This is a genomic window from Pseudomonas sp. 43(2021), from assembly GCF_017490805.1.
Classification (GTDB): domain Bacteria; phylum Pseudomonadota; class Gammaproteobacteria; order Pseudomonadales; family Pseudomonadaceae; genus Aquipseudomonas.
Genome location: NZ_JAFGYJ010000003.1, coordinates 168,342 through 181,827 on the forward strand (window position 1 = coordinate 168,342; position 13,486 = coordinate 181,827).

12 protein-coding genes, 1 other RNA gene and 1 pseudogene are annotated in these 13,486 nt (G+C 59.0%); 8 read left to right on the forward strand and 6 right to left on the reverse strand.

Annotated features, from left to right (window positions below):
• Positions 1-215: 215 nt before the first annotated feature.
• The 4 genes from ligA (at position 216) to J5M71_RS03830 (ending at position 5,449) form a co-directional block, all read left to right on the forward strand.
• Entirely contained in the window at positions 216-2,546 is a 2,331-nt protein-coding gene (gene ligA, locus J5M71_RS03815) for an NAD-dependent DNA ligase LigA (RefSeq protein ID WP_207829998.1), read from the forward strand.
• A gap of 297 nt (positions 2,547-2,843) precedes the next feature.
• An RNA gene (gene ffs, locus J5M71_RS03820) (signal recognition particle sRNA small type) lies at positions 2,844-2,940 on the forward strand.
• A 204-nt stretch (positions 2,941-3,144) separates the two neighbouring features.
• On the forward strand, positions 3,145-4,668 hold the full coding sequence (locus J5M71_RS03825) for a hypothetical protein (protein ID WP_243434062.1): 1,524 nt from the start codon (positions 3,145-3,147) through the stop codon (positions 4,666-4,668).
• Positions 4,669-4,780: 112 nt separating this feature from the next.
• Entirely contained in the window at positions 4,781-5,449 is a 669-nt protein-coding gene (locus J5M71_RS03830; protein ID WP_243434063.1) for a DUF2971 domain-containing protein, read from the forward strand.
• A 200-nt stretch (positions 5,450-5,649) separates the two neighbouring features.
• Here J5M71_RS03830 and J5M71_RS29205 read toward each other — a convergent pair.
• The 4 genes and pseudogenes from J5M71_RS29205 to J5M71_RS03850 all read right to left on the reverse strand — a co-directional run.
• A pseudogene (locus J5M71_RS29205) lies at positions 5,650-5,850 on the reverse strand (resolvase); the annotation flags it as partial.
• A 329-nt stretch (positions 5,851-6,179) separates the two neighbouring features.
• A complete protein-coding gene (locus J5M71_RS03840; RefSeq protein WP_256202933.1) occupies positions 6,180-6,737 on the reverse strand; it encodes a hypothetical protein in 558 nt (185 codons plus the stop codon).
• A 145-nt stretch (positions 6,738-6,882) separates the two neighbouring features.
• Positions 6,883-7,308: a hypothetical protein gene (locus tag J5M71_RS03845; protein WP_063912769.1), complete on the reverse strand. Its 426-nt coding sequence runs from the start codon at positions 7,306-7,308 to the stop codon at positions 6,883-6,885.
• A 137-nt stretch (positions 7,309-7,445) separates the two neighbouring features.
• The gene (locus J5M71_RS03850) at positions 7,446-7,868 is read right to left on the reverse strand and encodes a helix-turn-helix domain-containing protein (protein WP_207830002.1); all 423 of its coding nucleotides are present in this window, start codon (positions 7,866-7,868) and stop codon (positions 7,446-7,448) included.
• 82 nt (positions 7,869-7,950) lie between these two features.
• Here J5M71_RS03850 and J5M71_RS03855 point away from each other — a divergent pair, with 82 nt between their 5' ends.
• The gene (locus J5M71_RS03855) at positions 7,951-8,439 is read left to right on the forward strand and encodes a DUF2938 domain-containing protein (RefSeq protein WP_207830004.1); all 489 of its coding nucleotides are present in this window, start codon (positions 7,951-7,953) and stop codon (positions 8,437-8,439) included.
• Positions 8,440-8,601: 162 nt separating this feature from the next.
• Here J5M71_RS03855 and J5M71_RS03860 read toward each other — a convergent pair whose 3' ends face one another.
• Positions 8,602-9,369, reverse strand: coding sequence for a transporter substrate-binding domain-containing protein (locus tag J5M71_RS03860; protein ID WP_207830006.1), 768 nt, complete (start codon positions 9,367-9,369; stop codon positions 8,602-8,604).
• A 122-nt stretch (positions 9,370-9,491) separates the two neighbouring features.
• Between J5M71_RS03860 and dnaX the strand changes: the two genes are divergently transcribed.
• The 3 genes from dnaX (at position 9,492) to recR (ending at position 12,870) form a co-directional block, all read left to right on the forward strand.
• Positions 9,492-11,570, forward strand: a complete 2,079-nt coding sequence (gene dnaX / locus J5M71_RS03865; RefSeq protein ID WP_207830009.1) for a DNA polymerase III subunit gamma/tau — start codon at positions 9,492-9,494, stop codon at positions 11,568-11,570.
• A gap of 64 nt (positions 11,571-11,634) precedes the next feature.
• Entirely contained in the window at positions 11,635-11,970 is a 336-nt protein-coding gene (locus tag J5M71_RS03870) for a YbaB/EbfC family nucleoid-associated protein (protein WP_003259671.1), read from the forward strand.
• A 297-nt stretch (positions 11,971-12,267) separates the two neighbouring features.
• Entirely contained in the window at positions 12,268-12,870 is a 603-nt protein-coding gene (gene recR, locus J5M71_RS03875) for a recombination mediator RecR (RefSeq protein ID WP_003259670.1), read from the forward strand.
• Positions 12,871-12,911: 41 nt separating this feature from the next.
• Here the strand turns inward: recR and J5M71_RS03880 are convergent, their stop codons facing one another.
• A complete protein-coding gene (locus J5M71_RS03880; protein WP_009683910.1) occupies positions 12,912-13,460 on the reverse strand; it encodes an adenine phosphoribosyltransferase in 549 nt (182 codons plus the stop codon).
• Positions 13,461-13,486: the final 26 nt, after the last annotated feature.

A 13,486-nucleotide genomic window follows, 5' to 3' on the forward strand; every position in this document is an offset into this window, starting at 1 on the left:
TGAGGGCGTGCTGGTCGGTTCGGGTGTTGTTATCGCCTGTTCCGGCCCCTTCGCGGGTAAACCCGCTCCTACAGGGACACCACAGCCCTTGAGGTTTGTGGTGTCCCTGTAGGAGCGGGTTTACCCGCGAAGAGGCCGGCACAGGCAATGAATACCTCAAGCCCCCGGCACCACCCCCAGGCTGCTCTTTTGCTTTGCAAGAGAAGACAAATCCCATGACCGCCGAAACCCGCATCCACGAACTGCGTTCCCAGCTCGACCAGCACAACTACCGCTACTACGTGCTCGACGAGCCCAGCGTGCCCGATGCCGAATACGACCGCCTGTTCAACGAGCTCAAGGCGCTTGAAGCCGAATACCCGCACCTGGTAACCCCTGACTCGCCCACCCAGCGTGTCGGCGGTGCAGCCTTGGCCGCGTTCAGCCAGGTGCGCCACGAAGTGCCGATGCTCAGCCTGGGCAACGCCTTCGAAGAAGCCGACCTGCGTGAGTTCGGCCGTCGCGTGGTAGACGGCCTCGACCAGCCCGGTGCGGTCGACTACAGCTGCGAGCCCAAGCTCGACGGCCTGGCCGTAAGCTTGCTGTACCGCGACGGCCAGCTGGTACAGGGCGCCACCCGTGGCGACGGCACCACCGGCGAAGACATCAGTGCCAACGTGCGCACCGTGCGCAACATCCCGCTCAAGCTGCAAGGCGAGGGGTGGCCGGCGGTGCTGGAGGTGCGCGGTGAGGTGTACATGAGCAAGGCCGGTTTCGACCGGCTCAACGCCGCCCAGGCCGAAGCCGGCGGCAAGACCTTCGCCAACCCGCGCAACGCCGCCGCCGGCAGCCTGCGTCAGCTGGATTCGAAAATTACCGCCAGCCGCCCGCTGGAGTTCTGCTGCTATGGCGTCGGCCAGGTGTCCGCGAGCATCGGCGACAGCCACATCGGCATCCTCGAACAGCTCAAGGCCTGGGGCCTGCCGATCAGCCGCGAGCTCAAGCATGCCGCCGGCATCGAAGAATGCCTGGCCTACTACCGCGACATCGGCGAGCGGCGTAACAGCCTGCCCTACGAAATCGACGGTGTTGTGTTCAAGGTCAACAGCCTGGCCGCCCAGCGCGAACTGGGCTTCCGCGCCCGTGAGCCGCGCTGGGCGATTGCCCACAAGTTCCCGGCCATGGAAGAGCTGACCGAGGTGCTGGATGTCGAGTTCCAGGTCGGCCGCACCGGCGCGGTAACGCCCGTGGCACGCCTGAAGCCAGTCAAGGTCGCCGGTGTGACCGTGTCCAACGCCACCCTGCACAACATGGACGAAATCGCCCGCCTGGGCCTGCGCATTGGTGACACGGTGATCATCCGCCGCGCCGGTGACGTGATCCCGCAGGTGATGCAGGTGGTGCTGGAGCGCCGCCCGGAGGATGCCCGCCCGGTGCAGGTGCCGAGCGAGTGCCCGGTGTGCGGCTCGCAGGTCGAGCGTACCCAACTGGTCAAGCGTAGCAAGGGCAAGGAAACCACCAGCGAGGGCGCGGTGTACCGCTGTGTCGGTCGCCTGGCCTGTGGCGCCCAGCTCAAGCAGGCGATCATCCACTACGTGTCGCGCCGCGCCATGGATATCGACGGCCTGGGCGAGAAGAGCGTCGAGCAGTTGGTGGACGAAGGCCTGATTGGCTCGCCGGCCGACCTGTACAAGCTGGAGTTCGACCAGATCGTCGGCCTGGAAGGCTTTGCCGAAGTGTCCAGCAAGAAGCTGCTGGATGCCATCGAAGCCAGCAAGCGCCCGGTTCTGGCGCGCTTCATCTACGCCCTGGGCATCCCGGACGTAGGCGAGGAGACCGCCAAGGTACTGGCCCGCTCGCTGGGTAGCCTGGCGCGAGTGCAGCAGGCGCTGCCGCAGGTGCTCACCTACCTGCCGGACATCGGCCTGGAGGTGGCCTACGAGATCCACAACTTCTTCCAGGACGAGCACAACCGCAAGGTCATCAAGCAGCTGCTGGACAGCGGCATGCAGCTGCAGGACGAAGGCGAGCTGGCTGCCGAATTCGCCGCCAGCACCACCCTGGCCGGGATGATCGCCAAGCTCGACATCGCCTCGGTTGGCCCGACCGGTGCCGAAAAGTTGGTGGCCAAGCTCGACAGCCTGGACAAGATCATCGCCGCCGACGGTATCGACCTGCGCCAGGCCCTGGCGGCCAAGCAGGCCGAAGCCGTGCGCGAGTTCTTCAAGGATGAAGCCAACCAGAAGCTGGCCCGGGACATCGAGGCACAGTTACTGGCGTTCGGCATGCACTGGAGCAGCGAGAAGAAAGTGGCTGAAGGCTTGCCGCTGGCCGGCCAGACCTGGGTGCTGACCGGTACCCTGGAGCGCATGAGCCGCGATATTGCCAAGGAGAAACTGGAAAGTCTGGGGGCCAAGGTAGCGGGTTCGGTTTCCGGCAAGACCCACTGTGTGGTGGCGGGGCCGGGGGCGGGCTCCAAGCTGGCCAAGGCCAGTGAGTTGGGGGTGAAGGTGCTCGATGAAGATGCCTTTGTCACCTTCCTGGGCGAGCAGGGCATCGCTGTCTAGAAGTCCTTGCACGGTCCATGTGGGAGCGGGCGTGCCCGCGAACACGGGCGAAGCCCGTGCCATCCGCCGCGGCGCCTGCTTCGCGGGCGCGCCCGCTCCCACAGGTCCTGCGCTGGTCGTGCTGTCAGCGCTACCCCTGTAGGAGCGGGTTCACCCGCGAATTGGCGGCTCCTGGCCACCCCGGCCGGGACAAGTCATTGAGAAATGATGACTTTTTCTCCTCCAGAGGTTGTATCTGCCCCCAAGACCGGTACAATGGCGCCACTCGCTGCTCAGCGAGCCTTGTAGTGGTGGCCCCATCGGTCCCCCCGCATTGATTACCCGTTAACCTGGTCAGGCCCGGAAGGGAGCAGCCATAGCGGGAACATCGAGTGCCGGGGTGTGGCTGGTGGGGCCGCCTCCATTACGCAAGTCCTTGAATTCTCAAGGATTTCTCGCTCAAAAATCTCTAAGTGTGACAGCGTTTAGGTACACCTAAGTGGTGCACCATAAGCAGCATGTTATCTTGTGCTCACGCTTTATCCAATCAGCTCTTCGCTCCTGACCAGCATTTCAGTGCGACGCCAACGTATACGGGTCTCGATCTGGCCGTCTGTTTATGCATCCGACCAAAGTAAGTCGCTTGGGTGATGGCAAAATGACTTTCCTCCCGGTATTGTTAGGTCTTGACTTAACAGTAATCGAGGGAATGATGAGATTTTCTGAACACTTCAAACTTGGGTTGACGCAGCCCTACTTAGATTTTGTCGATATTCGTTTGGACACTGACGTTCCTGTTTTCTTGGAGCCAACTGCAATAAAGTCTTTAAGTAGTCCATGGGGAAATGAATTAGCATCACTCCTCCAGACTTTCTTTGAAGAAGTACTGACTTTAATTCGTTCTGGAAGTAATGATAAAGCACAAAGACTGCTTTCATCACTGAATGAACGGAATGAATTCCATTTGGGCTACTCGGCTCATGAGTCTCGAGGGCATGGATTTGGTAGTGGGTCGGCTAAGAGCGTCTGGGGAGCTCTCAGTCAAAGCGATGCTGTAAGAACCGGTCTACTGAGAGACCTTGAAGACACTGCATTGCTCATTCCGGGTATAGGAACTGACATGATATCTGATGCAGTGTGCAATATTTTGCGTGGACCACTTATTAGGTATACGCAAGATATGTGTTCTTTCTATGGTGTTCCTTTAACTCCTGATGTTGATTCTGGTCCTATATGGAATGCGGAGGCTGGGAAATGGGAAACAGCTCTCGTTCCTTTGCCAATTACACCTTACGGAAAGGTGATTTTAGTTCCTAAACTTCTAGTTCGTCAGCGTCTTAGTTATCGGTTTGATGAGTATTACCGCAATTATTTGTTGCCTCAAATGCAGCAGGAGCACTTAAGTGCAAGATCAAGTCTTGTAGAAGTTTTGAGTGATGGTAGGGAGCGGGTTACTAAAAAGGCGCTGATGGAAAAGTATGGGCGTGATAAATTGGCAGCTGTACGAGAGACTCAGTTGCGTCCTAGGGTTTTGGATGAGTATAGGGAATACAAAGAAAGTAACGTCTCTTCACCATTGTCTCATGAACAGCTTTCAGAGGTGGAGGGAGTAGAGCTTCCTGATCTTGACGCTCTGTTGCTTGAAATGAAAGCTTTGGCTCCGGGAAGAAATGATGCGGATGCTTACGAAAAGATAATCGAAAAAATCTTCTCGGTTATTTTCTATCCTTCTCTTTGCAATCCTAAGAAACAGGCTATTTTGCACCAGGGTCGGAAACGAGTTGACATCACATATAGCAATGAGGCAAAGAGTGGTTTTTTTGCATGGCTGTCTCTTCATTACTGTGCTCCATTGATATTCATTGAGTGCAAGAACTACGGCAAGGAGGTTGGTAATCCTGAGATCGATCAACTTTCTTCTAGATTTGGGCCGAGTAGAGGGCAAGTTGGTATTCTAGTATGCCGGTCCATCGAAGATAGGGTGCTTTTGTTGGAAAGGTGTAAGGATACTGCCAAGGATAGACGGGGTTATATGCTTGTCTTGGAGGATAAGGATATCGAAGCGCTGGTGAGAACGTATAGTGATGATCGTGATAATGTTTTTGAGAGCTTTAGACAGCAGTGGAACAATTTGATTAATTGATTTCTATATTATATCCGATAGTCTGCGGGTGGTGGGAGGTGCAGCTTCGAATTGTCTTGCTGGAATTGTATGGATGCTAATATTTGGGGGTGCGAGGTATGGTATGGTAAATATGTCGGATAATAAATACTTGTATCGTATTATGAGGTTTGATCACGCAGTACAGGTTTTAAAAGGGACACTTTTTTTCTCGCATCCGTCTCAGTGGGAGGACCCTTATGAAACGCATGTAAAACATAGTTACGACCATGCGATTTTTGCTCAGTGTTGGACTACAGCCAGTATGTCGGATGCAATGTGGAGAATCTATTCCCCTAATTTTCTTGGTGTTCGTCTTCGCACTAGAGTAGGTAAGCTAACTCAAGCTATGCAAGCCTACACTGCGAACAATAAGGGTTTCAAAAGGCGCTTGGAAAAGGTCAAGTACCTAAGTCAAGCGGATTATAAAAAAGAAACTGTACAGCTAGAGTCTCTCATGAGTGACAGTGATTTCACTAGTCCGTCACTTGGTGCTGATTTACTGTGCATTAAAAGGTCGGCTTTTGAGCACGAAAGTGAAGTGCGGGCAATCCTATTTAATTCGAATGCAGAGAGAAAAGAAGGCGGTGTGCTGAAAGGAATCACAGTTGATTTCGATGGTATTGATCTGATTGACTCCATATTGTTCGATCCTAGGGCTCCAGATGAAATTTGTCACGCTATGCGACACTATCTTAAAGAGGTTTTAAAGTTTCCCGGGGCGGTTAGGAAGTCAAAACTTTATACTGTGAAGTCCCGTTGAGCGAGAGCCGTCCCGCCGCTATAAAAAGAGTGCGCTTCAAATAGTGGGTAATTCGCTGACTGGAAAAATAATTCTGGTGGTTTTTCCTAGGTGCTTAGCCAAGTGCGAGGGGGCAGATGACAGGCGCCGTAATTTGAAAATAACCTTTCGCCTTTATCGCTGCGTCTGTTGATCAGCACAACAGGCGCAGAGCGTTCTCCTCACGCCACCTTCGATTCTTTCTTGATCCTGTACACTGTGGCGACACCACAATCTGCCAATTTAGCGATCATTTCAGCAGACATGGTTGGATGTTCCCGCATCAGTGTTTGTACCTTGGTCCATTTGGCAGCGTTCCGCCCTTTACCCGATGGCTTCCATTCTGGATTGGCAGCTTTCTTGTTCTCCAGGCCCTGCTTGAGCAGGGCGACGACAGGCCTATGTCCATGTTGTCGCTGGCAAGCTCCGGGTGAACGGAGAACGTGTTGTGGAAGGCGACGGATTGAAGCTGACGGAAACCCAGGCGGTCACGTTCAGCCACGCTACGGATGCGCAGGTGCTGGTATTCGATCTTCGGGCAAAGGAGTCGGCACCTTCCAGAAAGCAATCTTTCGGGGGCTGCAAGACGCAGGCATGTGCCCGGCGCCGCTAGGTGCCCTCTGCCTTCCATTCCTGCCGTGACCGCGCCGATGCAGCGGAGTAGGCGCTATCGTCCTACCCGCATCGAAAGCCTGGTATCAGCAGGTACTCATTACTTTAAAGAAACCTGATTGGCCTCAAGCTTGAGTTCCTTGAGGCGCTTCAGCAGTGTGCTGATATTCGTGCGTGCCGAGCCTTCGTTGGCCAGGCGCAGGCGCTTGATCGCGATAACGGAGTCGCCCACGCCAGCGGTAAAGGGCGTTCGAATGATCTCTCGAAAGATAACGGTGTTTGAAGCTGACTCGGTCAGTGTGTACTCAGCCTCGCAGGTGACTTCGAAATCCAGGCCAAAAATGGGTTGGTCGACGCGTAGCAGGTTGGCACGCAGGGTGTAGGCAGCGGGTGCTTCGCCAAGCAGATCAGCACTGGCAAGTGATTGTTTGAGTGCAGCACCGAAGTCCGGTCCGTCGATTTCCGAAGTCCAGAGCGGGTTGGTGGCGTCTCCGCCATTTACTTCGGTCACCTGAATGTTGCGATGCAGGCGTTGGTCATAAAACTGCGCATCGGTCTGGTCGGATGCCACGGACATTCCGGAGATTTGAGCAGGCGAAGCGCACCCTGTGCAAAGGGCGATAAATACCGAGACTAGAAACACACGGAAGTAGGTCACTTGAATAATCCTTGAGTGATATGCCGGTAGTGCAAGACGAAAGCCATACATCATGTATGGCTTCAACGATTGAAAAGGCTGCGCCGCGGCATTGCTGGGAGCGTACAAGCCTCAGGCCGAGCGTTGCGCTGTTCGGCAGAGGCCTTTACAGGTTGTACTTCTCATCGATTCTGCGTTTATCGAGCGTGTAGCGCTTGAGGTCGATCGAATCGGACTCCAGCTTGGCATCCAGCTCGTCCATGTCGTGCTTTTTCAGCGTTGCAACGTGGGCTTTGGTGGCTTGGTAGTTGATCATCTCTGCAGCGTCATGCCCACTCACCGGGTCCCAAAGCATGGAAAGCGGCCAGAACAGCAGGTTCACCACGCCAAAGCCGTACGCGCGACCATAGAACGAACCGCCACCTGGAAGCAGGCCAAGGCCGGCAGCAAGCCCTGGGCTTTTTTCTTCAACCGCGAGGTTTCTGGCGCGAAAGCTGGCAAGTTCCGACTCTTGGGCCGAATTGAGACCGGTAGCACAACCAGTGGTCAGTGCTATCAGTGCGGCAGCGGTCAGATTTCGAATTGTGGACATGCAACATTTCCTGAGTGTGAGTACTGTTCTCGGCGCGCGGCTGGGCGCGGAGGCGCGTAACTCTACACTGAGTAGTGGCGTATTGATATTGTATGGCCATCACTCTGTTCAGATGATGATGCATTCAACTGGTGGTTTTAACCTGCCCGCTTCAAGACAACTGTTGAGCCGCCCTGTTTCTTTCCATGCCCCGCCGCCGACAGCTTCATCAGCCGCTGGAATTTCGGGCATGCCAGGTGATCTTCCTCAGGGCACTGCGCCGCATGCCGCAAGCCCTTGCTCATCGACTGCAAGCGCCTGATCCGTGCATCCAGTTCGTCGGCCTTGGCGATCAGCATCTGCCGGTCGACCTGCAGGTCCACCAGCATCGCCCCCACTTCATCCAGCGAAAACCCCGCAGCCTGGCCCAGGGCGATCAGCGCCAGCCTGTCTGCCACATCGGCTGCGAACTGCCGCCGCTGGCCAGGTCCGGCGAGTGATTTGAGCAGGCCTTTCTTCTCGTAGTAGCGCAGCGTCGAGGCGGGTACGCCTGTGCGTTTGGCGACGTCGGCAATGTCCATTTCGGGCTCTTGACTTGAAGTTGACTTCAACTTCTATGCTGCGCGGCAGAGTGATGACCGTCAATCTTCGAGGGCTTGTTCAATGACGTTTGCTGCGATGGTTTCCGCTGCCTTGCCGATTGGCATTGGCGCCACGGTGATGATGGACCTGTGGGGGCTGCTGTTGAGGCGGCTGGGTGTCGCCACGCTGAATTTCGCCATGGTTGGGCGTTGGGCGGGGCATCTGCTGTACGGGCGTGTGCGGCACCAGGCGATTGCCAAGGCTGAGCCGGTACGGCATGAGCTGGCGTTGGGGTGGGGGATTCATTACGCCATCGGCGTGCTGTTCGCGATGCTGCTGGTTGTGATCGTGGGCGAGGGTTGGCTACTGGCGCCTACAGTGTTGCCTGCGCTGGTTGTTGGTGTGGGGACCGTCGTGGCGCCGTTGTGCTTCATGCAGCCGGCGATGGGGGCGGGGTTCTTTGCGTCGAGGACGCCGACGCCGGCGCGCAACTGCCTGAAGAGCCTGGCTACGCATTTTGTGTTTGGCGTGGGGTTGTTCTTGAGTGCGGATTTGCTGGCTTTGGTGTGAGGGCCAACGGATCAAGATTTCTGGCGGTTCTGGGAATGGGCATGCCCGCGCAGAAGGTGACTCGGTGGATGGCACCGGCGTTGCCGGTGTTCGCGGGCTCGCCCGCTCCCACAGTGATCGCGCCGACTTCGAGATTGTTGTGCCTGCCGGTATTCCAGGAAATCAGGGGCGAGCCACAGACATGGTGGTCGGATAGCCCGCCCCACCATGGCGCTGCACAATTCGCTCGACTTCCCCCGACTGCTTCATCCGCACCAGCGCCCGCAACACTTCTTGTGCCGGAATCGCCGGGTCGTTACGCACCATGCACCCCAGGTCCTGTTCCTCCAGCACTGCCAGCGGCTGCAGGCGCTGTTCCGCCGGCAAGCCCTGGTTGAACCACTGCAACGATAACTGGTTGCTTACCGCATGCCGATACCGCCCGGCCTGCAGCTTCTGTAGCACCAGCAACTGGTTGCGGCTGTCTTCACGGTGCAGTCGGCCCTGGTCAAGCAATGGCTGCAGGGTCGAATAGGTGTAGCCCAGCACCGTGCCGATCGCCTGGGGTGGCAGTTGTTGCAGAGATAGCGGGGGGCTGTCGCCCGGGCGGCCGACCAGCAGGTCGCGCTGGTGAATCAGTGGAATGCTCCAGACAAAATTCCTTGGAGGGTCATCGAACCACTGGCTGCTGACATAGCAGCGCACGTCGATATCACCGTGGACCATGGCCTCCTGCAGGCGCAGGCGGGCCATCACATGGTAAACAGGGCGTGCGCCCACCTCTTTGGCTAACGCCTGCGTCAGGTCGTACAGCAGGCCTTCAACCGGCTGGTCACCTTCGATGCGCACCAACGGCATGCTCCAGCTCTCGGCCACGGAAAAGCGCAGCAGCGGCTGTTCGGCCATGCCCTGCGAGGTCCAGAGCAACAGCAAGGCCAGTAATCTTCGCAAGGCTTATCCTCCCTGGACAGCGTACAGTTTCATAGCTTAGCCGAGCTGCGCAGGGTGCAATTTTGCCCCCGCTCCGCTAGCATTAGCGATCTTCCGCTCGATCAGGCTACGATGGTTTTTCGATGAGTTATCAGGTTCTTGCACGTAAATGGCGTCCGCGCTCGTTCCGCGAAATGGTCGGCCAGGCCCATGTGCTCAAGGCCTTGATCAACGCCTTGGACAATCAGCGCCTGCACCATGCCTACCTGTTCACCGGTACCCGGGGCGTGGGCAAGACCACCATTGCGCGTATCATCGCCAAGTGCCTGAACTGCGAAACCGGTATCACCTCCACGCCCTGTGGAACCTGTTCGGTGTGCCGGGAGATCGACGAAGGCCGTTTCGTCGACCTGATCGAGATCGACGCCGCCAGCCGCACCAAGGTCGAGGACACCCGTGAACTGCTCGATAACGTGCAGTACGCCCCGAGCCGTGGGCGCTTCAAGGTCTACCTGATCGACGAAGTGCACATGCTCTCGACTCACTCGTTCAACGCCTTGCTCAAGACGCTGGAAGAGCCTCCACCCTACGTCAAGTTCATCCTTGCCACCACCGACCCGCAGAAACTGCCGGCCACCATCCTGTCGCGCTGCTTGCAGTTCTCGCTGAAGAACATGAGCCCGGAGCGGGTGGTCGAACACCTCAGCCATGTACTGGCCGCCGAGAATGTGCCGTTCGAGCCGGACGCCCTGTGGCTGCTGGGCCGCGCGGCCGATGGCTCGATGCGTGACGCGATGAGCCTGACCGACCAGGCCATCGCCTTTGGCGAAGGCAAGGTGCTGGCCGCCGATGTGCGGGCCATGCTTGGCAGCCTCGACCATGGCCAGGTCTACGGTGTGCTGCAGGCGCTGCTCGAAGGCGATGCCCGGGCCTTGCTGGAGGCCGTGCGCAACCTGGCCGAGCAGGGGCCGGACTGGGCTGGCGTGCTGGCCGAGATGCTCAATGTGCTGCACCGCGTGGCGATTGCCCAGGCGCTGCCGGAAGCGGTGGACAACGGCCAGGGCGACCGTGAGCGAGTGCTGGCGCTGGCCTCGGCACTGCCGGCCGAGGATGTGCAGTTCTATTACCAGATGGGCCTGATCGGCCGCCGTGACCTACCCTTGGCGCCGGACCCGCGTGGCGGTTTCGAAATGGTCCTGCTGCGCATGCTGGCGTTCCGCCCGGCCGACACCGACGATGCGCCGAAGCCGGTACTAAAGCCAGCGGGGATCAGCCAGGCCACAGCTGATCCTGCAACACCGGTGGCAGCGCCGGCGGTTGCCGTGGCGCCGCCGGCTGCTGCTGTCGTGGAGCCTGTTGCACCGGCTGCCGCGCCACAAGTGCAGGCGCCCGCACCGGTCGAGCCAGCGCCACAGCCGGTTGTAGAGCCTGTGGTGGCGGCTGAGCCTGCCCCGGTTTGTGAACCTGAGCCAGAACCCGAACCAGAGCCCGTGGCAGAGGCGGTTGACCTGCCATGGGAAGAGCCCGCACCAGCGCCCGCACCGGTAGTGGCCGAGCCTGCGCCGGCTCCTGCACCGCCCCCTGCGCTGGCGCCGGCGCCTGCCGCCCCGGCACACGACGACGAGCCGCCCTTCGACCCGTCCGCCTATGCCGCCGTGGGCATGGACCGCGACGATGAGCCGCCACTGGACGAAGACTATTACGGCGGCGAGAGCGACCCGGTCGGCTTCAGCTACCTGGACGAACTGGCCGAGCACGTCCAGGAAGAAGCACCCAGGCCGGCAGCCGAGCCGCTGCCAGCAGCCAAGCCAGCCACCGGCCTGGCCCTGCAATGGCTGGAATTATTCCCACAGTTGCCTGTGTCCGGGATGACAGGCAACATCGCGGCAAACTGTACGTTGATCGCCGCTGATGGCGACGACTGGTTACTGCACCTGGACCCTGGCCAGGGTGCGCTGTTCAACGCCACCCAGCAGCGGCGCCTGAACGAAGCGCTCAACCAGCACCTGGGGCGCACGCTGAACCTGCGTATCGAACTGATCCTGCCCGAGCAGGAAACCCCGGCCCAGGCAGCGGCGCGCAAGCGTGCCGAGCGCCAGCAGGACGCAGTCAACTCGATCGAACAGGATCCGTTGATCCAGCAGATGATCAAGTTGTTCGGCGCCAAGGTGCGGCAGGATACTATTGAGCCTGTAGAAGCCCTGGTGAATCAGGGCCAGTAACGGATAACCATGCGGCCGGCCCGGTGCCGGGCCGCATCACATGACCCAATCGAGGTATACCCCCATGATGAAAGGTGGCATGGCCGGCCTGATGAAGCAGGCCCAGCAGATGCAGGAAAAGATGCAGAAGATGCAGGAAGAGCTGGCCAACGCCGAAGTCACCGGCCAGTCCGGTGGCGGTCTGGTGAGCGTGGTGATGACCGGTCGTCACGACGTCAAGCGTGTCAGTATCGACCAGAGCCTGATGTCGACTGATGAAGACGACAAGGAAGTGCTGGAAGACCTGATCGCCGCCGCGCTGAACGACGCTGTGCGCAAGGTCGAGCAGAACAGCCAGGACAAGATGGGTAGCATGACCGCTGGCATGCAGCTGCCGCCGGGCTTCAAGATGCCGTTCTAAGGGCATTTGCGTTACCGAAAACCGCCGCTGACAACAGCGGCGGTTTTTTTGTTGGTGAGATTTCAACCCTGGTGCGGTCTGTTTTTTGTGGGAGCGACCTTGTGTCGCGAAAGGGCTGCGCAGCAGCCCCGGCAATTCACGCTGCGAAGCTGAAATCCCGGGGCCGCTGCGCGCCCCTTTCGCGACACAAGGCTGCTCCCACAAACAAGGCGGGCCGCACAGGTCGCGGGGCCGATTTGACGCCATTGCCCCCCGCTGGGTATAAACCGCCTCTTATTTGTTTGTCAGGCCTTTCCCATGAGCTTCAGCCCTCTCATCCGCCAACTGATCGATGCCCTGCGTATTCTCCCGGGTGTCGGCCAGAAAACCGCCCAGCGCATGGCCCTGCAACTGCTCGAGCGTGACCGCAGTGGCGGCCTGCGCCTGGCCCAGGCCTTGACCCAGGCCATGGAAGGAGTTGGGCATTGCCGTCAGTGCCGCACCCTGACCGAGCAGGAGCTTTGCCCGCAATGCGCCGACACGCGCCGTGACGATACCCAGTTGTGTGTGGTCGAAGGGCCGACCGACGTGTATGCGGTGGAGCAGACCGGCTACCGTGGCCGCTACTTCGTGCTCAAGGGCCATTTGTCACCGCTGGATGGCCTGGGGCCGGAGGCGATCGGGATTCCGCAGCTGATGGCGCGTATCGAGGAACAGGGCACCTTCACCGAGGTGATCCTGGCGACCAACCCGACGGTGGAAGGGGAGGCGACGGCGCATTACATTGCCCAGTTGCTGAGCGAGAAGGGCCTGGTGGCGTCGCGGATTGCCCATGGCGTACCGCTGGGCGGCGAGCTGGAGCTGGTGGATGGTGGGACCTTGGCCCATGCCTTTGCGGGGCGGCGGCCGATTTCGCTCTGATTCAGAATTGCCGGGGCTGCAAAGCAGCCCCAAAATCAAACTCAGTACTCGCTGAGCGAAAACTCGGTCAGGCAGAAGGTCGGCACACCCGCCGCCTGCAAACGGCGCGAGCCGTCCAGTTCTGGCAGATCGATGATCGCCGCCGCCTCGAACACCTGCGCCCCGGTCCGACGCACCAGGTTGGCCGCTGCCAGCAGCGTACCGCCAGTAGCAATCAAATCATCGAAGATCAACACCGAATCCCCTTCGCACAGGCTGTCGGCATGCACTTCCAGGAAGGCTTCGCCGTACTCGGTCTGGTAACCCTCGCTCAGCACGTCGGCCGGCAGCTTGCCCTGTTTGCGGAACAGGATCAGTGGTTTGTTCAGCTGGTGGGCGATGATCGAGCCAATCAGAAAGCCCCGCGCATCCATGGCACCGATGTGGCTGAACTCGGCTTCGACATAGCGCTCGATGAACTGGTCGGCCACATAGCGCAGCCCGCGCGGCGACTGGAACAGCGGGGTGATGTCGCGGAAGATCACGCCGGGTTTGGGGAAGTCCACTACCGGGCGGATCAGGGCTTTGAGGTCGAAGGCGTCGCTGTGCATTGTTGCGGGTATCCTGGAAAAACGAA

What these genes read in the sequence shown, in the direction of transcription:
- ligA (WP_207829998.1), top strand. Translation starts at nt 216, where the DNA reads ATGACCGCCGAAACCCGCATCCACGAACTGCGTTCCCAGCTCGACCAG.
- J5M71_RS03825 (WP_243434062.1), top strand. Translation starts at nt 3,145, where the DNA reads ATGCATCCGACCAAAGTAAGTCGCTTGGGTGATGGCAAAATGACTTTC.
- J5M71_RS03830 (WP_243434063.1), top strand. Translation starts at nt 4,781, where the DNA reads ATGTCGGATAATAAATACTTGTATCGTATTATGAGGTTTGATCACGCA.
- J5M71_RS03845 (WP_063912769.1), bottom strand. Translation starts at nt 7,308, where the DNA reads ATGTCCACAATTCGAAATCTGACCGCTGCCGCACTGATAGCACTGACC.
- J5M71_RS03850 (WP_207830002.1), bottom strand. Translation starts at nt 7,868, where the DNA reads ATGGACATTGCCGACGTCGCCAAACGCACAGGCGTACCCGCCTCGACG.
- J5M71_RS03855 (WP_207830004.1), top strand. Translation starts at nt 7,951, where the DNA reads ATGACGTTTGCTGCGATGGTTTCCGCTGCCTTGCCGATTGGCATTGGC.
- dnaX (WP_207830009.1), top strand. Translation starts at nt 9,492, where the DNA reads ATGAGTTATCAGGTTCTTGCACGTAAATGGCGTCCGCGCTCGTTCCGC.
- J5M71_RS03870 (WP_003259671.1), top strand. Translation starts at nt 11,635, where the DNA reads ATGATGAAAGGTGGCATGGCCGGCCTGATGAAGCAGGCCCAGCAGATG.
- recR (WP_003259670.1), top strand. Translation starts at nt 12,268, where the DNA reads ATGAGCTTCAGCCCTCTCATCCGCCAACTGATCGATGCCCTGCGTATT.
- J5M71_RS03880 (WP_009683910.1), bottom strand. Translation starts at nt 13,460, where the DNA reads ATGCACAGCGACGCCTTCGACCTCAAAGCCCTGATCCGCCCGGTAGTG.